This window comes from Mucilaginibacter sp. Bleaf8 (assembly GCF_018390515.1).
Lineage (GTDB): Bacteria > Bacteroidota > Bacteroidia > Sphingobacteriales > Sphingobacteriaceae > Mucilaginibacter.
In genome coordinates this window covers 17,380-39,864 of the sequence record NZ_JAHBBK010000010.1, presented here as the reverse complement: position 1 = coordinate 39,864, position 22,485 = coordinate 17,380, and the positions used below count along the sequence as shown (strand labels likewise).

Below are 22,485 nucleotides of genomic sequence, written 5' to 3'. Positions count from 1 at the left end.
GTATTAATATATCTTTATACAGTATTCCGTAACTTATTGTGGTTTTTTTTTGACTGAGAACAACCAAGATCGGTTGTCTCCCGCTACGCTACATGATTATTTCTTAAAAGAACTTTTTCGCTTCCCCGTCCCGGTTCCGCTTTTTATATCCGTTCACTATTGCAGTGAATGACTTTTCTTGTTATCTTCGCCTCAAACTTTCGTCCTCAGCGCCCTTCCTTTCGGTTGGGAGTGCAAAGGTAAGAAGCTTTTTTACATTTCCAAAAACTATTTTCAAGTTTTTTTTTCAGCTCCCCGGTTGATCTTAGAACCTCGTCGCAGCTTTCACCGCGCTTCGCTCTTCCTCTCACCCATCCTTTACCCTATCTTTCAATGAACTTCGCTATTCTTTCGATTTGCGACTGCAAAGGTAACGCTTTTTCTAACTCACGTCAAGACCTTTTTTCCTTTTTTTAAAGTAGTCCCGGCGTTCGCTTATTGGCCTCTCCTTTCGGTTCTGACCGCTTTTCAGCGCCTTTTCCAATGTCAATCCATCAGCCGCTCCTTGCAAGCGGGACGACAAAGGTATGGAAAAATTGCAGATGCGCAAAACTTTGTTGCCTTTTGTTTGTAATGGCGCATCTATTGTGAAATAGAGAGGGGAACCAGTTAGTTTAATTAGGTTTTGTTTCTTGAAGCAGGTATGGTGCTTTTTCTTCATATACTTTAAACCTTGCCAAGCGACGGTGTATATGTAATATTATATAATATAGTCACATTACCCTACCCACCCTAAGATAACTAATTCGCACATGTTAATCTTATGGCAACATAATTCCCTATATTCGCGATACCCTTGTATTAGCCAGTTCCAGCCTATATTCATTAACCTCTATCAATCTAATTATAGATAAGTTATACCTTATGAAAAAGACCTGTTTGCTAATGGCTTTTTTTGCCATCATCATTACTACTTCAGCATCTATCGCACAAAACGCAGCCAGAGCTTATAGCGATTATTATCAGATTAGCGTTTATCATATCAAGAATAGCTCACAGGTTGATTCTTTGAGCAGCTATCTGCAAAACACCTATATTAAACAGTTACATCAGTTGGGCATTAGTAAGGTGGGTGTGTTTTTACCGATAGCGAATGACACCAGCGCCGATAAAAGAATTATTGTATGGATACCTTTTAAATCGTTAAATGACATTCACAAAATAGCTCCCGGCGTGCCAGCTCCTGGTTATACCCGAATGGAGAATATATTGTTAACTGCTTTTGAAAAAGCCCCGCGTTTCAAAGTGCCCATTTTGCACGGCCCACGCGAGAATCACATTTTTGAGTTAAGAAGCTACGAAAGCCCGACTGAAGAGAGATACATCTCAAAAGTAAAGATGTTTAATGCCGGAGGAGAGGTTTCGCTTTTTGCAAGGTTAAATTTCAATGCCGTTTTTTATGCACATGTACTTGCGGGCAGCCGGATGCCGAACCTGATGTACATGACCAGCTTTGATAACCAAATTGCTCATGATGAGCACTGGAAAGCTTTTTCGAACGATGCGGCCTGGAAAAAGCTTTCGGCTATGCCAGAGTATCAAAAAAACGTTAGCAAAGCTGATATTCTTTTAATGCATCCGGCATCTTACTCTGATATTTATTAGTAAGTGTATCAACAGAGATAACCTATCTTTCTTCTATCTATACCTGTACCGTTTAAAAACGTAACAGCATTATGGATACCTATACCTCTATGAAAACCCTCTTTAACCTTACTTACAGTTTGGCTTATTATATAGCTGCCGGCTTACTGCTGTTAACAAGTAGCTTACTAACTTCCTGCTCCAGTCAAAAAGCGGCACTTTACAGCAATGAGTTGCGCCGGCTAAAGACTGCTTCGGCAAGCAAATTTGCCTTACAGATTGATGAATTTAATGCCTACCCTCAACGCCCTGTATCGGATGGGCCGCTCAATCCAAAAAACAACAAGGATTTTCTGTTGGCCAACGTGCCTTTGTTCAGCAGTTCGGATAGCACCATAACCAAAGTATACAACTATCGCTGGTGGATGATCAGCAAGCACCTTAAAGCTTACGCAGATCCAGAGGATGGCAAAAGCTATTGGGTGGTTACGGAGTTTTTTGGTGTAAAGCCTTGGGCATCATTAAGCGGAGCAATCACCTGCCCTGCAGGACAGCAATTTTATGATGTGCGGTGGCTGAGGGATAAAAAATTTTTAAAATCATACGCCGATTACTTTATGCGCGGATCGGCCTCCCGGTTAAATCAGCGAGAGAATGCCAACTTCCTCACCTATTTGAGTCGGCCGGAAAGCCATCATTTTTCGAGCTGGATGATTAATGGGATTGAGGCGTATTTAAAGGTTCATCCTGATGCGCAATGGATGCATGATCTGCTTCCCGCTATGGAAAAACATCAACAGGTGTGGGACAGCCTGTTTACTGTAAAACTTCCCGGAGCCAAAACTAACGGCATGTATAAGATTTTGGACCTGTACGACGGCATGGAGTTCAGCCTATCGGCGGTGCTGGGCCTAATTCATAGTAAAGGCGCCTATTGTTTGTATACAGAAGATAACTGGCGGAAATACTATTTAGGCTGGGAGACCACCGGTAATGCAGAACGTTCTGACCAGGCCAAAGCATATCCTAAAGCTTTCCGGAAAGGATATCCTGATTTTTACCTGATCAGGCCATCGGTTAATAGCTATGCTTATGGTAACTTGCAGTCGCTGGCTGATATGTACAAATTGGATGAGGCCAAGTATAGGGTATCGCAGTCGGGCAGCAAAGCGGCCGACTATGCAGCCAGAGCAGCACAGGTTCAAAATAAAGTTTTGCAGGTGCTGTGGAACAAGCAAGACCAGTTTTTTAATACCTACAGTGCCGGCGACAATGAATTTGGTGCCCGCGATTATGAAGCCAGGGTACGGGAATCGGTAGGCTATACGCCCTGGTACTTTGGCCTGATACCGACAAGGGATTATGACAACTATAGCAAAGCCTGGGAAATGTTTGCCTCCCGAAAAGGCTTTTATAACACAGCGGGTATGACGACGGCCGAACAACAGCACCCCTATTACAATGAACAGGCCTACGCCTGGAACGGACGCGGCTGGCCTTTTGAAAATTCTGTGGTTTATAAAGGCTATGCTAATTACTTACGCAACTATAAAAAAAGCAGTACACCAGCCGAAAAGCAACTGTTGTACGATTATATTGAGAAGCTTGCGCGGATGCATGGCACAGATCATTTAAATATTGGCGAATGGTATATTCCAAGTAATGGTAAAACGTTTGGTGGCGAATCGGATTACTTCCATTCCACCTTTCCGGATATTATTATTGAAGATTTGCTGGGCTTTAAGGCTATGCATGAGCACAGGTTTTCCATCAATCCGCTGTTGCCTGAGAGTAAATGGGATTATTTTTACCTTGGCAACCTCCGGTACCATGATCACGATATTGACATTATCTGGAAAAAAGACTGGAAGCCTGATGAACCCGGCAACCAAAGCTTTGTGTGTATGGGCCGACCACAAATTGATTGCAACCAGTGCATCCTTAAATAAGGAACTTATGGTTGATTTGCCATAGCCATCTGCAGCCGGATAATAACAGCGCTTTATCCGTAAACTTCATCAGCTTCGGGTTAGTTCCTCTTTGAGGTAGGATATAAATAGGTGATAATAATCCGGCAATGTTTTATTGTTTAAAACCGATAAATATTGCCGCCTGAATACCCCCTCAGATGTAATGGGCTTGAATACAAGCTCCTGTTCGTTGTGATACGGACGTAACATCCACCGGGGCAAAACCATTATCCCTATGCCCGCTTTTACCAAAGCAATTCCTGCTTCTGTAAATGGAATATGAATGGTATTGGCCGGCATCAGCCCTTTCTTTTTCAATAACTCCTCGTAAATATTAGCCGTTTCGAGGCTGGGCGCATGGGTAATGAGCGTTACTTCGGTAAAATCTTCTGCCTCGATATAAGCTTTGCTGCATAAGGGATGATCGGTTGCCATGATGGCCACCATTTCATCCCGAAACAACTCTAACTGTTTTATCCGGTGATCTTCCTTATAGGTATAGGATATCATCATATCCAACTCTCCGCCCAGCAACAAAGGCAAGGGGTGACCCGTACTGTTGTAAAGCACATTGACTTTGATATGCGGGTAGTGCTGCTCAAACTTTTTAAGCACGGCAGGCAACCAGTAATAACTGGTATGACATTCGGTGGAAATGCGAATCTGACCGGCTTCGCCTTTGAGATGTTGTTTTACTTCGGTACTTAACGTCTCTAACTCCTGCAAAATCACTTCCGCCGATTTCAAAACTGTTTGCCCTATTGAATTAATCACCAGCTTTTTGCCGATACGGTCAAATAATGGAGCACCCACCTGAAACTCTGCCTCTTTAAGCTGATAGCTTAACGCGCTCGGCGTTTGGTGCAAAACGCCCGACGCTTCTGAAAGTGTTCCTTTTTCTACAATGGCTTTAATTAATTTGAAATGCCGCAGCTCTATATTCATAGCAAGCAATTTGAAAGTTCAATGATATGGGTTTTCAGTTAAAAGCTATTCACTTATATGCTGAAGAACTTTTGTTTTTCGCCTTGGTACGGAGTAATTAGCTTTGAACAGATGAAAGATACCTTGATTAGTATGGATAAAAAGGTAATTGCCGGATTGTTGTTTGCGGTTCTTTGGGCAACCGGTTCTGTAGCATTTAAGCTGGGGCTGCATTCTGCAGATCCGCTGATACTGGCGGCTTTGCGGTTTACAGGAACCGGCTTGCTATTCGGGCCCTATTTTATGCTCAATAGAAATTATCGTTTTTGGCCCAGCGCCAAAGAATGGAAACCCATTATCATATACGGGCTACTGAATACTACCCTCACTCTGGGTGCTTTTGCTGCTGCACAGCGTTACGCTTCGGCCGGTATCAGTATGTTATTTATTGCTGTAACACCATTAATTATAGCCTTATTCAGTGCTGTGCTGTTAAAAAGAAAGCTTCAGCGAGCGGAAATCATGGGAATGCTTATTGCTTTTTCCGGCCTGGTGCTGGCATCCGCACTCGATCTTCCGAAAGCGCAGATTAAGCCCGCAGGCATTTTGCTGTTACTGATTTATGTGGTTGCTTACGCCTTCAGCAGCATTTATTATTCACGATTAAATTTAGCCCTATCCACACAGGTATTTAATGTTTGGCAGGTTTTTGCCGGCGGTGTAGCACTATGGCCATTCTCTGTCTTTTTTCACCAAAACCATGTTCATCACCCGGATCTTCACTTATGGGTAGCCTTAGGGTGGATGATTATTATGCTGTCGTTTGTGGCTAATCAGCTTTGGCTGTATTTGCTAAAAACCGACACCGTTGCGGCGGCCAGCTGGCTGTACCTGGTACCTGTATTAGGGTATGCTTATGGTTACATTCTGCTCAAGGAACAGATCGGCTGGTATGCAATTGCAGGTACGATACTGGTTATTATCGGCCTTGTTGTATCAAAACAAGTTAAAAGAAGTAGATGATAACCTTGTTTGAAGTGCATAAACCTCGTTCATCGATCTAGGTACGCTGCCAAGAGCAGACACAGTTCTACAAATCATATCATTTTTTCTTTACTTAATTGCAAGCTTTAAGGAACAGGCATTCCTGATATTATTATTTTCTATGTTTGGGAATCAGTACAGCGTACTAACCAATCATTTTACTGAATAAGCCTGATGAATAAAGCCGAACCTAACAGCAATCCATTTACAACCCGACAGCATTTTGAAATATTAGACGGCCTGCGGGGAGTAGCCGCCGTGGCTGTAGTTATTTTCCATTTTATGGAATTTGTTGTACCCGATTACACCAAAAGCTTTATTGCACATGCTTACCTTGCTGTTGATTTCTTTTTTTGCTTATCGGGCTTTGTGATTGCTTACGCTTATGATAACCGGCTGCAAACCCTGGGCATTTTCAACTTTTTTAAAATGCGGCTTATACGCCTGCACCCTTTGGTGATTGTTGGCTCGATACTGGGGCTGCTGGCTTTTGTTTTTGACCCATACAGTAAGCTTTATCAGGTTTACGGCATAGGCAAAGCCGTTCTGATGTTTTTAGCATCGTGCTTGCTGATACCTTACCCGGTGGTAAAAGAAAGATACTTTAACTTATTCCACCTCAACCCGCCAAGCTGGTCGCTGTTTTGGGAGTATGTTGCCAACATTTTTTATGCACTCATTCTATTCCGGCTTAAAAACAAGTTTTTATGGGTACTAACCGTGATTGCTGCTGCCGCTTTATGCTATGAAGCTTCCAGATCCGGCAATCTGGCTGTGGGTTGGGGAGGAGATAATGTTACCGGCGGCGGCATACGGGTATTTTATTCTTTTTTGATCGGTATGCTGGTATACCGCTCCAGCTGGATCTTGAAATCCCGGCTTGGTTTTCTGGCCGTAAGCGTTTTACTGATGCTGGCCTTTCTGGCTCCGTTTGTTGTGGAAGCTAACCGTTTTACAGACCCTTTGATCGTATTGTTTTACTTTCCGTTTTTGGTGGCGCTTGGCGCGGGGGCGCAGTTAAAGCCCGGGCTTAAAAAGCTTTGTAAGTTTTCGGGCGATTTGTCTTACCCGCTTTACATGATCCACTACCCCTTCCTATGGCTGTTTCTGAGCTATATAGAAGTTAAAAAGCCATCAATGGCTCAAATGGAGATGATTATCCCTATTGCCACCTTGCTGTTAATTGCGCTGGCTTATCTTATTATGGCGTTTGTTGATATACCTGTGCGCCGGTATCTTAAAAAGCGGTTGGCTTAAGTTGGCAAATAACATAAGATAATTTTTGCAGGGAGCCCTATAGGGTTAACTCTTTTTCCGATTCGTCATAAAGCAGATCAAGCTAAACCCTCATTAATTGAAAAACCGCTCAACACTACTGCAAACGGGCAGCAGTGTTGAGCGGTTTTAATGTTTAATTAGCTATTAGCGGTAATAGTAAATACCGTTAACCATGGCTACGCCGCAAGTTGTTTCAAATGCATTGCGTGTGCTTTCGGGTGTGCGGGTGCCCCAAATGTTCCACATTAACCCCTGCGAGTTGCGGATTGACCACGCTTGTGACGCGTTAGCATCCAGCCATGGCCCGTAATTGCTTGACGTGCCTGTGTTTTTCACAAAAAGACAAGCCCAACGTGCAAAAATACTTTTCATCCCTTGTGTATCGGCAATACCGTTTTCATCATTTAGGATACCGCCGGGGGTACTGCACAGGCTGTTGCGGGCGTAGTCCATTGCTTTAGATCCGATAGCAAGATAATTAGCCGATGGATAATCGGCCCTCAGCAAATCACAAGCGCCTATGAAGGTTCCCTGTGTGTAAGATAGTGCGCCTTCCGTAATGGTGCCGGCTTTATTGATAGCACCTTTCACTTCGCCGGTAGATGCATCATAAAGCTTTAATACAATCCAATCCATCAGCTGCTTGGCCTTGGTTTTATACGTAGCATCGCCAGTGGCCTGGTACAGCAGCATGGCACAAATAACCGCCGGCGCGTTAACGCAGGTATTTTTGGTTTGATTGTCGGTTGTCCACCAAAGGCCGCCGCCAAGTGATTGTGTATCCCAGGCACGGTTCCACATCATGTTGAAATTGTTTTTGGCCATATCCAACATGCCGCCGTCATTAGTGATCTTGTAGGCCCTAACACACATTAGTGCTCCCCAAACCACATCATCATTAAACTTGTTGTTAGTCCAAAGCAGGCCATAACCATCCCTTACACCGTTGTACAGGTACGAAATCTTGTTTTTCAGATCCTGACTCGGGTTAATATTGTAAGCATCAATCAACATCTCGATGGCTTCCTGCTGCGTCCAGAAATCCATTCGGCCCGTATGGTTATCATCTTTCCAATAGTAGGCCTTAAATGACGGCCCGTAAGTGCCGTACTGGTTGTAGAAATGATTGTTGTAAACCTGCATGGCCAACAATGCCTCGCCTTTTGTTGGCAAAGTAGCTGCCGCCAGGGCAGTTGACTTCACATTGGCAGCATTACCTGTTGCCGCACTTGTGCTGAGCTGGTCTTTTTTACAGCTGCTTAATACAGCGCTCAATCCAAACACAAGCATAGCTAACAAAAGTTTGTTACCATTCATTTGCAGCGCAAACGGGTGCATGCGCCGACACTCAACGTAGTTTGTTTTTCTCATATGGTTAATAATTAAAATTGGTTACAGCGGGTTAGCGGCTGGTTAGGCCTTGCTTCGGAAAGTTCTGTAGGTGGCGGCTAAAAGGATTTATCTTGGTTATAGTATATAACCAAAAGGGGAAAGAAATGTTGTTAGATTTTTAAGAAAATTTTCGTTTGATTTAAATCTGAAACTTTTAAGCAGCCCTATAGTAGATAGAGACTAATTAATCTGGAAAAGGCAGCTCCAATGCTTAGAAACACCGGTCTCAATTCAAGCGAAATATACCTGGATCTTGGTTATGAAAACTTGTCCAGTTTCATTCAGTCGTTCAAGCAGGTTTATGGGATGAAACCAAAGCAATATCAACTCGATAATTTGAACGTTTAGCTAAACTTTTTGAACGTCCAGCCCTTCTGTGAGATCTGTGTTAGCTCTTACTTTTGAGTTAGATTCAAAAGAACATGACAACATTATCAACACGTACAGAAAACAGCAACGATATCCTTAAAGGCTATTATATCGAATTGGCCGATTTCAATAACTGGGCAGACAGTCGTGCTATGGACTGGATTTCTCAGATTACGGATGAACAATGGAACCAAGTTGCCGTCAGCAGTTTTGGAAGCATTAGTAAAACCGCTATACATATTGTTAGTGCGAAAAAGATATGGATCGACCTCTGGACAAATGTTCAGGATCCTGTATACCTTTCGTCAGAATTTACGGGTACCAGAGAAGACCTGATCGATATTTGGAAAACAACATCCGCAAAGCTCAAATCTTTCATTGAACATTATCCTGTAGAGAATTATACAAATGAGATAACTGTAAAGAAACCAAATGGAGAACTGAGCGCAATGGAATTTAAAAAAACCTTTCCTCATATGATTAATCATTCTACCTATCATCGAGGGCAACTGGTAACGCTATTACGCCAATCGGGCTTTTCGAATTTATCAAATACAGACCTTTTTACCTACTACAATACTTAATTATACTTAGAAAAGTATTGCCCGGCTTTTAAAGAAATTCCTGCAATGAGGCCTGCTGAAAAACAGCGTTTAACTCATACGCGATAATGTGAAGTAGAAAACAGAGCCTTTGCCATATTCGCTCTCGGCCCAGATTTTGCCGTTATGCCTTTTTATGATTTCGGCACTTAAATACAGCCCGATTCCAAAGCCGGAAATATGCTGCATCTGGTTGCTTTCTACCCGGTAATAACGGTCAAACAACTTTTTCAGGTCTTCGGGGCCAATACCCATCCCTTCATCACGAACGCTAACTGTTACGGTATCATTTTCTGCATAACAACCTACCGTCACTTGTTTTGCTTTGGGCGAATATTTGATGGCATTACTGATCAGGTTATGCAGTACTGAACTGATCTTATCACGGTCGGCTGTTACCATGATATCACAAACCGGGTCAAAAACAAGGGCATGGGTACTCATACTGCTTTCTGCCTCCTCAATCGTTTCGCTGATGAGCTCATTCAACTTGAACGGTTGTTTATTCAAATGGATTTTACCGGCCTCCAGGCGCGAAACATTCAGAAAACCGCTAACCAGCGTGCTCATTTTCTTGATTTGAGCAATCACTTTATCTAATTTATCTTTAGCAAAAGCATCGTTGTTCTTATGAGCATGCAAGCGCAGCATTTGCGAGTAGCCGCTTAATGATGTTAGTGGTGTTTTCAGCTCGTGGCTCACCATGCCTATGAAATCATCTTTTCGCTGGCTGTCTTCTTTAGATTCTGTAATATCAAGGATAGTTCCAATAACACCTGTTACTTCACCATTTTCATTAAGCTCCACCTTGCCGGTTGAGTTAAGCCATTTCTTTTTGCTGCCATCAAAAGGCTGTATCTGGTAATCAATGCTAAATCGGCTTTTGGAAGCAACCGCATTATCAACGGCTTGCACAAAGCCCTCCCGGTGCTCGGGTACAATTACGGACAACGTTTTATCAAATGACAGGTCAATGCCAGCCGGGATAGCATGAATTTTTCGGGTTATATCAGATACCACCAGGTTATTTGTTCCCCAGTCGGTGCGCCAGGTACCTAAGTTGGCTGCTTCCATTGCCAGCTTTAGGGTGTCAGTAGCTTTTTCCAGTTCATGGCGCGATGTTACCTGCTCGGTAACCTCTGCTGCCACGGCTATCATACCAATTATGCGCTGCTCCTCATCGCGCAATGGCTCCACCGTGAGGTGAATATAGCTGGTTACCTCCTGGCCAAACTTTGTTATGGTTACTGGAATTTCGCCGGATATGAACCGTTCCCCGGTTTCAAAAACCTGATCCATCACCCGGCCAAAACCCTGCCCTTGCAGCTCAGGCACTACCTCAAGCAGGGGTTTATCAAATGCCTGTTCAGGCGTTAGGCCCCAATACTGCAACATGCGGGCATTAGCAAATTCAATAACATGTGCTGTGGTTCGGTAAATGGCGATAGCCACAGGCGCCTCTGTCAGCAGATCACGAAGCTGCTGCTCTGCATGGTTGCGGGTTTGTGTGATTTTTATTTGCGCCCGTACCTTTGTTAAAAGCTCGGCAGCCGAAAAAGGCTTTACTAAATAATCATCTGCACCGGCTTCCAGGCCATCTATCCGCGCCTCTTCACCTGCACGGGCTGATAGGAAGATGACCGGCAATCGCATGGTATTCGCCGACGTACGAATGTGACGCAGCATGGTTTTTCCATCCATTACAGGCATCATAATATCGCTCAGCACCAAGTCCGGTTTTTCCTGCCTGATTTTTTCGAGGGAGTCGGCACCGTTTACCGCCGTACTGATTGAAAAATAAGGTTCCAGCAAGCGGTTCAGGTAAGCGCGCATATCGGCATTGTCATCAACAATCAAAATACGTGTGCCCTTGGCAACCGAAAAATCCTGATGTGCAACCATACTTTTAGGTGCACTTGCTGCATCGCCGCCATGCCTGGCTTGCGTTTCCTCCTGCAGCAGATTGAAGGCCTCCTGTAAAAAAGCACCTTTCAGAGCGGATGAATCCGTTTCCTTGCCCGCTTGCAACACATGTTCATGTGGCAGGTGGGCCTTTCCTAATGGTATTTTTACCATAAAAGTACTTCCCTTGCCTTCCGTACTGCTTACGGTTATTTCCCCGCCATGTAAATGCACCAGTTCATGAACGAGGGAAAGGCCAATACCGGTACCTTCGTGCGTGCGTCCGGCCGAATTTTGCACCCGGTGAAAACGCTCAAACATGTGCGGCAGCTCTTTTTCGGGTATACCCACGCCCGTATCAATCACACGGAGCACAGCAGCATTACCCTCCTGCTGTAAACTTACCGTAATGGCACCTTCTAAAGTATATTTGAATGCGTTGGATAGCAGATTCAGCACAATCTTTTCCCACATCTGCCGGTCAACATACGCCATGCTTTCCGGCAGTTCGGCATGTACAATAAGTTGCATACCCGCTTTTTCGATGATGGATCGGAAACTGCTGGCTAAATCTGTAGTTAGTTCTGCCAGGTCCAGTTGCTGGTAAGCCGCCTGTGCACGTCCGGCTTCCACACGACTATAATCGAGCAGGTTGTTAACGAGTTTCAGCAAACGCAATGCATTCCGGTGGGTTGATTCAACGGGAGCTTTTACATCATCGGGCAAAGAACTGCGGTTAAGCATATCTTCCAGCGGACCAAGCATCAGCGTAAGCGGCGTGCGGAACTCGTGGCTTACATTGCTAAAAAACGCCGTTTTGGAACGGTCAATTTCGGCAAGCGCCTCTGCGCGCTTTTGTTCCTGTTCATAGGCATATACGTTAGAAACGGCTGTATTATAAGTATTGGCTAACTGGTCGTAAAAATTAAGGTAGTCATTATCCAATGCACGGCGGGCACTTACGCCGGCTACCATAAAACCGAATACATCATCCTGACCGGATATTTTAAGGGGCAATAGTACTGCCGTATTCGGGGCCTCGGGATAAGGCTCACACTGAAAGCTGCCAAAAAACTGTTCAAGCTCTGCAACCGCCTGCATTTGGCCCGATGCCCTAACGCCGGCAAACGGCCATGATGTTTGTGCCTCATCTTGCAAATGCACAGATTGAGGTGCCAGTGCCGCTCCCGCAGGTAAACCTGCTGCTGTAATCAACCTGGCGGTATTCGTTTCATGATCCAACTGATACACCAGGAAGAAAGGAATATCCAATAAATAGTCGGGATATCTTGTGGCGGTTATATCACCTATTTCTTGTATGCTTTTGGCTTTGCCTAAATCAGCGCCCAAATCCCGCAACGATTGCGTTCTGCGGCCGCTGAGCATTTTTATTGTCGTCTCGGTAATTGGGTGAAAAATACCACCCACGCCGCCCGACTCATCACGGATGGGTGCGAACGAGAATGTCATGAATGCTTCTTCCAGATACCCGTACCGGTCCAGAAACATGCGCTGATCGTTAATATAAGTACCCTCGCCCTGCTCACCCCGGGTAAAAGCATCACCCACAACCGGCAAAGCTGTTTCCCAGCAAATACGAAAGTTTTGTCCCATTGATTCGGGGTGTTTGGCACCACAAATGGGGCGGTAGCTGTCGTTATATATCTGTATGGTTTCAGGCCCCCAGGCAATGAGGATGGGAAAGGTTGAGGAAAGGCAAAGGCTAACAGAAGTTCTTAAACTTTGGGGCCAGCTTTCGATGGGACCCAGTGCTGTCTTTGACCAATCCATAGTACGGATCAACTTCCCCATTTCGCCACCACCGGATAGGAACTGTTCCGTACTTTCAGGTAAGTTTGTATTCAACATATTATTTACGCGTCAGCAAAGCAGCTCGTGCCTGAATGACAATGCTACCGGGATAAAGATAGTAATTTCAGTTTTCGTACACGGCATAAGTAACCGGCCCGCCCCGATTGCGCCATTAGAGAGGATGAGCAGTAAACAGCTTAAAACAGCGGCCTGCAGAGTACAACATACCAGTTAAGCCTTTACCCCTGTGTAACTTAAGCTTAAATGCTATTTAACTTAAAGTTGGATATTAAAATGCGTAAACCCTAATTATTTAATTGAAACTTTCGCCTTTTTGCTACCGCCCCGTTTATTTTTCCAGATATAAAAACCGGTTACAGGCAATGATGCACATATAAGGGAAGTTAAAAAGGCAAGCAACTTGGTAGGTAAACCAGCAAATGCCCCGGTGTGCAGATCATAGTTCATGCTCCTCAGCTTTTCTCCTCCTTTAACGTCAGTATCGCCGTAGGTTAGCAACAGCTTGCCGCTGATGCGGTCAAAATAATACCATTTAAATAGATGGGTTCTTTTATTGCCTAGCCGCACTTGTATATCGAGCGGATCGGTGGTTTTTTCTCTGAACCTGATTGAAAAAACATCCGCACCGGGATGAGCGGAAAGTAAGCCGGACACAGCCTGATCCATGGCTATAGAAGAATAATTATGGTTAGGTGAAGACTTGGGAATTTCTCGTTTTTTTACCGATGTGCCTCCGTTAGCAATAAACTGCACGGAATGATCGGCCCAGTCAAAGGCAAAAACGAGCCCTGTAAGGCAAATAATCAGAGCCGGAATCAGCACATAAAAGCCCAACACGCTGTGCAGGTCATAATTGAAACGTTTTTTACCTGTTCCACGCTTTATAAGCAACTTGCCTTTCAGCACGTTCTGCTTCCACCTTTTAGGCCACCAAAGCAAAAGGCCACTAAGTAATATCACAAAAAAGCAGGCGACAGATACGCCAGTAATAAGACCGCCGATGCGCTCGCCCAAAAGCAAGTTGAGGTGCAGGCTCAACACCAATTGAAAAAATTCATTTCGCGTATCTTCTACAAACACTACTTTACTGGTATAGGGATTTATATAGACCCTATAGTAATATTTGAAATAGTTCCAGTGCCCGATGGCTTTAGGATTTGTTTTAGTAGCCCGGAATATCCAGTTACGGCCGGCGGCCGGGTAAACCTCGCACCTGGAAATTTTATATTGCGAACCCAGTGCCTGCTGCGCCTGATCGCGCAGCAGGCTGAAGTTTAGTGCTTTTGCATTAACCGGTGATGTCGAGAAAAAACGATCATGATAAAAGTACTCCTTCAGCTCATCAGAAAATACATTGATACAACCGGTAAGGCTAACGATAATAACCACCACACCGGTAATTAACCCGAGCCACTTATGCAGCCAAAGGAACCATTTCCTTACCATGTGTTAAAAATTGTAATAGAAATTAAGGTTCATGGTAGTGCCGTTTCCTCTTACATATTCTGCATCAATAGCCCGGTACTGACTCACTACCGGGTAATAAGAATTGTTAAACAGGTTTTCGACACCCAGCCCGGCCGATAACTTACTGTTAAACTTATAATTGGCCACCAGATTGAATAGGTTTATTGACTTAACCGGCCCTTCGCTGTTGGCGTACAAACCGTTGGAACGAACATCGAAACGGTCTCTGCTGCTTGTATGCACCCAAAAAAGTTTCATATCCAACAATTGAGACGGACGATAGCCCAGGTAGCCTGTAGCCTTAGGCGGTGCAATGCGCAGCCCGTTCAGGTAAACATTCGTTCCGTTTGCCTGTTTTGATTTGCCTTCAACATAGGCATAACTACCGCCTATGGTCCACTGCTGGCTTAACAACCAATCGGCAGTAATTTCATAGCCATGAATATTTTCCGGTTCGCGTTGCGCAACCAACACGCCGTTGCCATTATCAACCAGGTTGGCACCTAAATTTGATTTGCTGATGTAGTAGGATGCCGTTACATTGAGTTTACCTAACGTACTGCTGAAACCAGCTTCATAGTTATTGGTGATAATGGGATCAGTAGTTATGCTTTCCAGCGTATTGCTGGTGGCGCTACGCAGTATACGCCCCAGTTCATTAATAGCGAACCCTTGTGAAAAGCTCACAAACGGATTAAACAGTTCGAATTTATTATAGCGTAAACCGGCATTAAAAGTAGTGGCGTTGTAGGGTATTTTACCACCAGTTACCGCAATGCTGCCCTGATTGTTGGGGCCACGGGCAATGGTATTGTAATCCTTTACCTTTACATCCGCATTCTCATAACGGATACCTGCTTTTAGGATGAAGTTTGTCAGCAGATCCATTTTCATTTGGGCATATGGTGCCAAGTTAACCATGTTCATGTCCGGAATGTAAACCCGGCCATCAGTCAGGATCTGGTTGGTGCGGTCGTTCAGCAGGTCCAAACCGTAGGTTAACTCGCCATCTCCCCATGCGCCCATTTTCCAGGGCGTATTCAAAGTAAGGCGCACTCCTTTTTTAAACGATTGTATTTTGGTTTGCCCCGGGCCATACCATGCAGTCCCTTGTGCTACATAGCGGTTCATGGAGATGAAACCATTGTAATAGGCCGAAATATCCAACGCAGAATTTAGCGGCAGTGCCTTGTTATGATAAGACACCAAAACGTTATGATTATAAGGTGTTCCGGCTGGCTCTCCCGGATCATCGCCTTTAACGCCTACCGACGGATTTACACCATACTTGCCGACTGAATTTATGTAATCACTGTTTTGCGTGCTTCTAAACAGGTTGTAAGATGCAGTGATATCGCTATTTTCATTAACATGATAGCCCAGCTTTACAAAGGCATTGTAAAGAGCATTCTCACCCAAGCCGTCGGGCTGCGCATTCACATTGCCCTTGGCATCACGCTGAACACCGGTGTAATTATAAGTACCGTTCACCACGTACGAGAAGCGGTTTATGGTACCGGAAAAAGTTTGCGAAAAACGGTACCCTAATGTATTCTTTGGATGAGCCACATTGCCGCTTAAACCAACGCTGGATGTTCCGCTGAATATCTGATCAGCAGCAGGCTTTTTAGTGATAAAATTGATAATACCACCTGCAGATCCGTTTCCGTAGATTGATGTAGCGCCTTTTATCACCTCAATTCTTTCTATCACGGCGGGATCCAGCGTGCGGATGTCGCGGCTGCCGTTCATTAACGGTGTGGATTGCGGAATACCATCAATCAGTACCAGTACCTGCCGCCCGCGCAAGGTTTGACCCGAATTGGTGGCTTTGTTGGTGGCAGTTCCCAGTCCGGGAATTGTGTTACCTAAAATCGCTGCAACCGAGGGATTGATATTAAGCTGTTCCTTTACCTGGCGGGCATTCAATATACTTACAGACGAAGGAACTTCTTTTATGCTTTCGGCCTTTCGGCCTGCGGTAACTACCACTTCGGAAAGTGCGCTGCCCGATTGCAAAACAAAAGAGGCTTCAACAGTGCTATCAGCAAAAAACTGCACTTCCTTGCTTGCGGTTTGATAGCCTACTGAAATAACCTCGACCCGGTGATTACCTGCGATAATCCCTTTAATCAGGTATTTACCTTGCTCATCAGTCTGGCTGCTTTTGCCCCCGCTTACCTTTATGGTTGCATAGCCCAGCGGATGTCCATCAGCATCCGTCACCAAGCCGGTAACTGCCGCCTTGGGAGATGCTTGTTCTTGTGCGAATGTACTGGCGGGCGTAATAAGAAAAGCTGCAATTAAAAAAATCAGGAAACAAAAAAGGTAGCCAACCGGCTGTAACCTACCTTTTCCAGGAACGGCTTTAATAACCATGTGCATGAATAATTGTGTAATGTTGAGTTTTGGCAAATATAGTTTATTTAGACTAATTCTAAACATAAGCGACATTTATAATGCGGCTCAGCTGCGGCTCCAAAACTATTCATCAGATATAATTATCCTAGTTGATTATTCACTACGTAAGCTTTTTACCGGATTGGCAAGTGCCGCTTTAATTACCTGGTAGCTTAGCGTACTTAGCGCAATTAGCAACGCAATGATGGCAGCAATAACGAAAGTCCATATGTTAATGGTAGTTCGGTAGGCAAAGCCTTGTAACCAATGCTGCATCCCCAGCCAGGCAAGAGGGGAGCCTATTATCACAGCAAGTAGTACAAGCTTTATAAAATCAAAAGAGAGCATAGCAGTTATGCTTGCTACCGATGCGCCAAGCACTTTGCGGATGCCAATCTCCTTGGTGCGCTGCTCGGCGGCATAAGTAATAAGGCCAAACAAACCCAAGCTGGCTATAAGTAAAGCAAAGAAAGCGAAGGTGATAAATATTTTTCCTGTGCGCTGGTCTGCCTGGTAGAGCTTATTAAAATCGTCGTCCATAAACGAATATAAAAATGGCTGACCAGCCATATTGGCATCCATTGCGTGGTACTTGTCTTTGATCTGTGTAATCAGCACGGCTAAATTTTTGGTGTGGACACGGAAAGCAAACTGGTCGCCGTAACGGGATAGCCGGAACACAATGGGCGTTAACTTCTGGTGTACAGAACCTGCACTAAAATCTTTTACAACACCGATGATTGCATGCGGTGTTGTATTCTTATCAAAGTCTGAATCATAGATAGTTTTTCGTAGTGGGTTTTGAAAACCCAGCATACGTGCTGCAGTTTCATTGATTAAAACCGCATTAGAATCGGTAGGCATATTTGCCGAAAAGTTACGGCCAAGCACCAGTTTAATGCCCATAGCAGGCAAGTATTCGGTGTCTATGTTCCAGTCGCCAAATACCAGCGACTGGCTGGCATTCATAGCAGCATCTTTAGAGAATGCCTGAGTATTCCAGTCGTTCTCACTCGAAGTTGGCAATACACCCGTACGGGTACCGGCCACCACACCTTGCAATTGCAGCACCTCATGTTTAAATGCAGACGCATGTAACCCTAACGCATAGGCGTTCTTTACCACCAATACCTGATCGCGGTTATAGCCTAAATCTTTATTACGCACATAATTCAATTGGTTATAGATAATCAAAGTACACACTATTAAAATAATTGCCGTACTAAACTGGAATACCACTAGGCCATTGCGTAGCCAGCTATTTTTAAAACCGGCAGCTAATCTTCCCTTTAATACCTGCACTGGCTCAAACGCCGATAGAAAAAATGCCGGATAAAGGCCGGCAGCTACACCAACCCCTGCCGTAACTAACAGTAGCATAGGCAAAAGCAGTGGTTGAACAAGTGTTAGGTGTTTACCAGCCAATTGATTAAAACAGGGCAAAAACAACCAGACAAGCAGTAAGGCAGTCAACATAGCTATTAAGCTGGTCAGTACAGATTCTGTCAGGAACTGAACAATCAGGCGCAAGCGGTCAGCTCCAAGTACCTTACGTACACCTACTTCTTTAGCCCGGCCAGCCGAACGGGCCGTGGACAGGTTGATGAAGTTCACACAGGCTATCAACAAAATAAAGGCAGCTATCAGAATACAGGTATAGACGTATACAATGTTGCCGCCCGGCTCCTGTTCGCTTATACCCTCCGAAAGTAAATGAATTTGGGTAAGTGGCATAGCGGCATATTTCAGATAATCTCCATTTTTTTCCAGATCACTCATGCTGCTGTGAAAGGTCTGCAGCAATTGCGGCTCTACGTATTTATGTGCAACTTGTGCTAAATAAGTATCAAGAGCCTCACCCGTAGTACCCTTACGCAGCAATACATAGGTGGTATAGTTATTATTCAGCCAAAAGTCTGCGCGACTATCATGATCGCCAGCCATTGATTTCAAAAAATTGAAGTGCAGGTGCGACTGGGCTGGCATATCCTCAATTACACCAGTAATTTTAAAGTCGTTCGTGTTGTCGACTCGCAAAACCTTCCCAATCACTTGGGTAGTGTTAAATAACATGTTGGCCATGGATGCAGATATCACCATCGAACCGGGCTCCGATAGCGCAGTTTTAGCGTCACCAGCTATCAGGTGTAAATTAAATACGTGCAATACCGTAGAATCAGCAAAGTAGGCATTGGATTCCAAAAGGGTTTCTGTGCCCTTCCGAATTAATATGTTACCATTGCCATATGCCCGTATTCTGGTAACCTGTTCTACCTCTGGGTAGTCTTTCAACAAAGCGGCGGCCATTGGTGCTGGCGTTGTGCGCATCTTCATTTCGCTGCCGTTAAGATGAATTTGATTATTGATACGATAGATGCGGTTAGCGTTCTCATTATACTGATCATAACTTAGCTCATCCATCACAAACAAACTGATCATTAAACAGGTGGCAAGCCCAACCGCCAAACCAAATACATTGATGGCGAAATGCCCTTTATTTTTAAGAACATTTCTGCAAGCAATTTTAAACTGATTTTCAAGCATAAGCCAAATAGCTAAAAGTGAATATATACACGGTATCAGATTTAGATTAACATATTTGTTCCAAACATATAATACACACATAGTCAGATACATACACAACGCACCCTGCTATTGACTGTATCGTAAGCGAACACTTATCGTTCAGGTTTGAACACTTCACCAACTATTAACTGCATCTTTTTGCGGCTTATATAAACGGCTAAAATGGCCTGCCAGCATTTGTAAAGGGCACATATTTTTCCATAAAATACAGCCTTTTAACTTATAAACCTTTGCATCAGTAGAACTTTCCACTTATCAGAACAATTGTTTTGAACTAGTTGTTAGCATAACTTGAATTTGTAAACGTATTTGTTTCCAACAATTAAAACAACCTGCACCGAATGATTACTAACAAACACAAAACCAGCCTGAAAGTAAGTTTACTTTTCGTATTCCTTATTATATTATCAACACGTTCATGGGGCCAATCTGGTCCATCTGTGCCTGGTCACAAAACCGTTCAGGCTGCATCTGAACAGGATATAACGACTATTCGCCGGATTTACCAGGAAATTAATTCGCTTAAGCTAACTCAGCAACGATTTACTTATGAAGCGCCGGGTTGTGTGGAAGAGGGTGTTGTTAATTATTTTTTTCGCGATAAAGCTATTGTGAAAATTACGGAATCCGGATCTATAGGTGACGGTAGCTGGGTACATGAGTACTATTATGAATCGGGCAAGGCAATTTTTTGTTATGAGGCAATTGTTGGCGGCCCGGCTATAGGCAAAGTTACCAAAACCGAATACCGCGTTTACGTGAAAGATAACCGCCCGGTACGGATCACGGCTAACAACAAGCTTATAGCGGTAAATGATAGCAAAGGAACTGAAGCGATACAAACTGCCGCTAAAATTTATAAAGCGTATGCCAAAAAAGACTTTGCATCCGCATTGTGTGATTAAAAATCATCCGGGGATTAAAAGATGCCTTATACAACCTTTAGCCTAAAAGGAAAAGCCAGTCCATGTACAGCGAACATACATATAGACATCAACCGTAAATCAATTAGAAAAACCCAGCAGCCTTTTTAAAGCTATTACTATAGCGAGTACATATTGGTAGTGCTCCGGCCCGTAGCTTTTCCAGGCAAAATCGCCATTGGCTTCGAGTAGCATAGTTTCGCCAAAGCTTTGTTGCAGGTGTAAATCCTTCGGTACAACGTGGTAAATATTTTTTTCCTGGTTTACCGTGGCTAGGTATTCCACACCGTTAAACGAAAACATTACGTCAAACTCCCCCATTGATAGCGTTGAATAAAATTAAGGTTACACCTGCTTTTTCTGCATACTTCTTAATCGGGTTTGAATCATAATTTAAACACCCATTATCTGATAAAGCTCATCTAAAAAGCGCTCAATGTTTTTACCTCTTCTAAGCGAGGCAACGGTAAGTACATCCTGCCGGTTTGCTTTTGTGGGAGAGTTGAAATGCAGGTTAATGGACGTTCCCGAATACACAAAGTTTATACTATGCCGCACGGTTTGCATGCCTACGTAATTGGCCATCACATACCGTTTGTTCAAAAAGCTTAGCAGTCCTGATCTTTCAATAGTTTGCGCTGCCGGGTTAAAGGTAACTTTGGTAAAGGCTGCATTGATAAATACCAGTCCCATTCCAATCATAAACAGCACCATAACCAAAGTACCGATAGCACTGGTAGTAGGAATATTAAATAAATACACCCCAATACCTATAAAAAACAGGCCGAACACAATAGCACCTGCCTTTTTATTCTTAGTGGTATAAACACCGCCGCCACTTTCCGTAAAATACTTGTACGAGGTAATGGGTTCCCTAACCGCAGTACCCGAAAAAGCATCATGCTGATCCAGGAAGCCATGTATAACTGGGACAGCCTGCTCTACAAAAGCGATAGCATTAGGATCGTCGTTTTTGGTGTAGCCTGATGAAACGACGATGCTTTTGCCGTATCGGTCATCTTTTTTAAATAAACGATAGTTATAGCTACCTGCCATGTTAGACACGACATCAATACCCTGCAGCTTACTCAAAGGCAAAGTAGTCACCGGTATTACGCCCATCAGCTTTTTACGCATTACTCCCTGTGCGTTATCAAACTCAATTCGGGTATTGCCCGAAGCCCAAAACAGCACAACGATGATTAACAAGAATATAACCAGGCTTGTAGATTCTGAACTGGTGGGGTTGGCAGAGCCTATGTATAACAGTATGATGGCGCCGAATATAACGGCCATAGCAGCACTGAAAATGTAAAAAAGCCCGAACGGATATATAGTTACCCGGTCTTGCTCTATTTTCCATCGGGTTTTAGAGAGTTGCTTTAGTGACATTGCAGATTGTTGTAGGTTTCTGGTATGATGAACGCTTTTAAGTGAATTTGGTTTTTGAGGTTAGATAGAGCCGGAAGTAGCAAAACGAATAACAAGTGCGAATACGGCTCCTTATTTACAGGTTTATTCTGCTCTTTTCAAATCAGATAGCAACATATAGCCTGTTGTTTCCTTACCCGCCTTGTTGCTGAAGGATACAAAAACCCATTTTTGGGTACTGGCGGCCATGTTTTGCATATCCAGTATCACCTTGTCGCCTTTTAATACGTAAGCTTTAAGCTTACTGGCAGCATCCGCCTTTTTGTAAAAGTAGGCTTTGGGCGATGTGACTATATAATCGCCGGCTACAGCATCCGTAATTTTATTATATAACCCGTTAAAATCTTCGGTAAGATGGTCTGTACTGCAATTGGCAAAAGAGGCCTTAATCTTTCCCTGAACCAGGCTCAGCGTTACTTTACACCCCGGTTCGTTTTCATCGCTGTGCAGTATTACCGTGTTGTTTTTCAATGAGCCTTCACCATAATAGCTGCCGGTTTGGTCATTGGATGAATTCCACCAGGTAAATATTTCCGCTTTTACGCGGGTGCCGATCTTTTGGAAAGAGATAACACTGTAGGCCCCATTAGCATTCTTTTTTTCGTAAGTGCCATTTTGGGCGTAAGCTATTGTAGTACAAGTAGCTAATAAAGCCAGTAATACCGCTTTCTTAACACGACCGGTGAGTAAGGTTAAAGTATACATCTTGATTAAGTTTAGTGCAGCAATGCTTGGATTACT

The 22,485-nt window shown here is 44.0% G+C and carries 17 protein-coding genes; 7 read left to right on the top strand and 10 right to left on the bottom strand.

Going from position 1 to position 22,485, the window contains the following annotated elements; translation table 11 throughout:
* Window positions 1–421 precede the first annotated feature (421 nt).
* Window positions 422–700, bottom strand: a complete 279-nt coding sequence (locus KHS38_RS21895; protein ID WP_213491016.1) for a hypothetical protein — start codon at window positions 698–700, stop codon at window positions 422–424.
* A 203-nt stretch (window positions 701–903) separates the two neighbouring features.
* On the opposite strand from KHS38_RS21895, the gene KHS38_RS21890 reads away from it, so the two are divergent.
* Both KHS38_RS21890 and KHS38_RS21885 read left to right on the top strand, forming a co-directional pair.
* Complete coding sequence (locus KHS38_RS21890) at window positions 904–1,644, top strand: NIPSNAP family protein (protein ID WP_213491014.1); 741 nt, start codon at window positions 904–906, stop codon at window positions 1,642–1,644.
* Between the two features lie 89 nt (window positions 1,645–1,733).
* The gene (locus KHS38_RS21885) at window positions 1,734–3,572 is read left to right on the top strand and encodes an MGH1-like glycoside hydrolase domain-containing protein (RefSeq protein WP_213491012.1); all 1,839 of its coding nucleotides are present in this window, start codon (window positions 1,734–1,736) and stop codon (window positions 3,570–3,572) included.
* A gap of 69 nt (window positions 3,573–3,641) precedes the next feature.
* On the opposite strand, the gene KHS38_RS21880 is transcribed toward KHS38_RS21885, so the two are convergent.
* Complete coding sequence (locus KHS38_RS21880; RefSeq protein WP_213491010.1) at window positions 3,642–4,538, bottom strand: LysR family transcriptional regulator; 897 nt, start codon at window positions 4,536–4,538, stop codon at window positions 3,642–3,644.
* 111 nt (window positions 4,539–4,649) lie between these two features.
* On the opposite strand from KHS38_RS21880, the gene KHS38_RS21875 reads away from it, so the two are divergent.
* Together KHS38_RS21875 and KHS38_RS21870 are read left to right on the top strand one after the other, a co-directional pair.
* Window positions 4,650–5,540, top strand: a complete 891-nt coding sequence (locus KHS38_RS21875; protein WP_213491008.1) for a DMT family transporter — start codon at window positions 4,650–4,652, stop codon at window positions 5,538–5,540.
* 195 nt (window positions 5,541–5,735) lie between these two features.
* Window positions 5,736–6,818 (top strand): acyltransferase family protein, encoded by a 1,083-nt coding sequence (locus KHS38_RS21870; protein WP_213491006.1) that lies wholly within the window; start codon window positions 5,736–5,738, stop codon window positions 6,816–6,818.
* Between the two features lie 165 nt (window positions 6,819–6,983).
* On the opposite strand, the gene KHS38_RS21865 is transcribed toward KHS38_RS21870, so the two are convergent.
* Window positions 6,984–8,210 (bottom strand): glycoside hydrolase family 76 protein, encoded by a 1,227-nt coding sequence (locus tag KHS38_RS21865; RefSeq protein ID WP_213491004.1) that lies wholly within the window; start codon window positions 8,208–8,210, stop codon window positions 6,984–6,986.
* 204 nt (window positions 8,211–8,414) lie between these two features.
* On the opposite strand from KHS38_RS21865, the gene KHS38_RS21860 reads away from it, so the two are divergent.
* Window positions 8,415–8,579 (top strand): helix-turn-helix domain-containing protein, encoded by a 165-nt coding sequence (locus tag KHS38_RS21860; RefSeq protein ID WP_349627949.1) that lies wholly within the window; start codon window positions 8,415–8,417, stop codon window positions 8,577–8,579.
* 74 nt (window positions 8,580–8,653) lie between these two features.
* Window positions 8,654–9,184 (top strand): DinB family protein, encoded by a 531-nt coding sequence (locus tag KHS38_RS21855; protein WP_249665524.1) that lies wholly within the window; start codon window positions 8,654–8,656, stop codon window positions 9,182–9,184.
* 69 nt (window positions 9,185–9,253) lie between these two features.
* Here the strand turns inward: KHS38_RS21855 and KHS38_RS21850 are convergent, their stop codons facing one another.
* The 4 genes from KHS38_RS21850 to KHS38_RS21835 all read right to left on the bottom strand — a co-directional run bounded on the left by KHS38_RS21850 (window position 9,254) and on the right by KHS38_RS21835 (window position 19,348).
* Window positions 9,254–12,973, bottom strand: coding sequence for an ATP-binding protein (locus KHS38_RS21850; RefSeq protein ID WP_213490999.1), 3,720 nt, complete (start codon window positions 12,971–12,973; stop codon window positions 9,254–9,256).
* Window positions 12,974–13,225: 252 nt separating this feature from the next.
* Entirely contained in the window at window positions 13,226–14,383 is a 1,158-nt protein-coding gene (locus tag KHS38_RS21845; RefSeq protein WP_213490997.1) for a PepSY-associated TM helix domain-containing protein, read from the bottom strand.
* A gap of 3 nt (window positions 14,384–14,386) precedes the next feature.
* Window positions 14,387–16,789 carry a TonB-dependent receptor gene (locus tag KHS38_RS21840; protein ID WP_283770026.1) on the bottom strand — a complete coding sequence of 801 codons (2,403 nt, stop codon included), beginning with the start codon at window positions 16,787–16,789 and terminating at the stop codon, window positions 14,387–14,389.
* A gap of 129 nt (window positions 16,790–16,918) precedes the next feature.
* Window positions 16,919–19,348 (bottom strand): ABC transporter permease, encoded by a 2,430-nt coding sequence (locus KHS38_RS21835; RefSeq protein ID WP_213490995.1) that lies wholly within the window; start codon window positions 19,346–19,348, stop codon window positions 16,919–16,921.
* Between the two features lie 383 nt (window positions 19,349–19,731).
* Between KHS38_RS21835 and KHS38_RS21830 the strand changes: the two genes are divergently transcribed.
* On the top strand, window positions 19,732–20,295 hold the full coding sequence (locus tag KHS38_RS21830) for a hypothetical protein (RefSeq protein ID WP_213490994.1): 564 nt from the start codon (window positions 19,732–19,734) through the stop codon (window positions 20,293–20,295).
* A gap of 99 nt (window positions 20,296–20,394) precedes the next feature.
* Here KHS38_RS21830 and KHS38_RS21825 read toward each other — a convergent pair whose 3' ends face one another.
* The 3 genes from KHS38_RS21825 to KHS38_RS21815 form a co-directional block, all read right to left on the bottom strand.
* On the bottom strand, window positions 20,395–20,634 hold the full coding sequence (locus KHS38_RS21825; protein ID WP_213490992.1) for a hypothetical protein: 240 nt from the start codon (window positions 20,632–20,634) through the stop codon (window positions 20,395–20,397).
* Between the two features lie 72 nt (window positions 20,635–20,706).
* Complete coding sequence (locus KHS38_RS21820) at window positions 20,707–21,705, bottom strand: YdbT family protein (RefSeq protein WP_213490990.1); 999 nt, start codon at window positions 21,703–21,705, stop codon at window positions 20,707–20,709.
* Window positions 21,706–21,828: 123 nt separating this feature from the next.
* Window positions 21,829–22,449: a hypothetical protein gene (locus KHS38_RS21815; protein ID WP_213490987.1), complete on the bottom strand. Its 621-nt coding sequence runs from the start codon at window positions 22,447–22,449 to the stop codon at window positions 21,829–21,831.
* Between the last annotated feature and the right edge of the window lie 36 nt (window positions 22,450–22,485).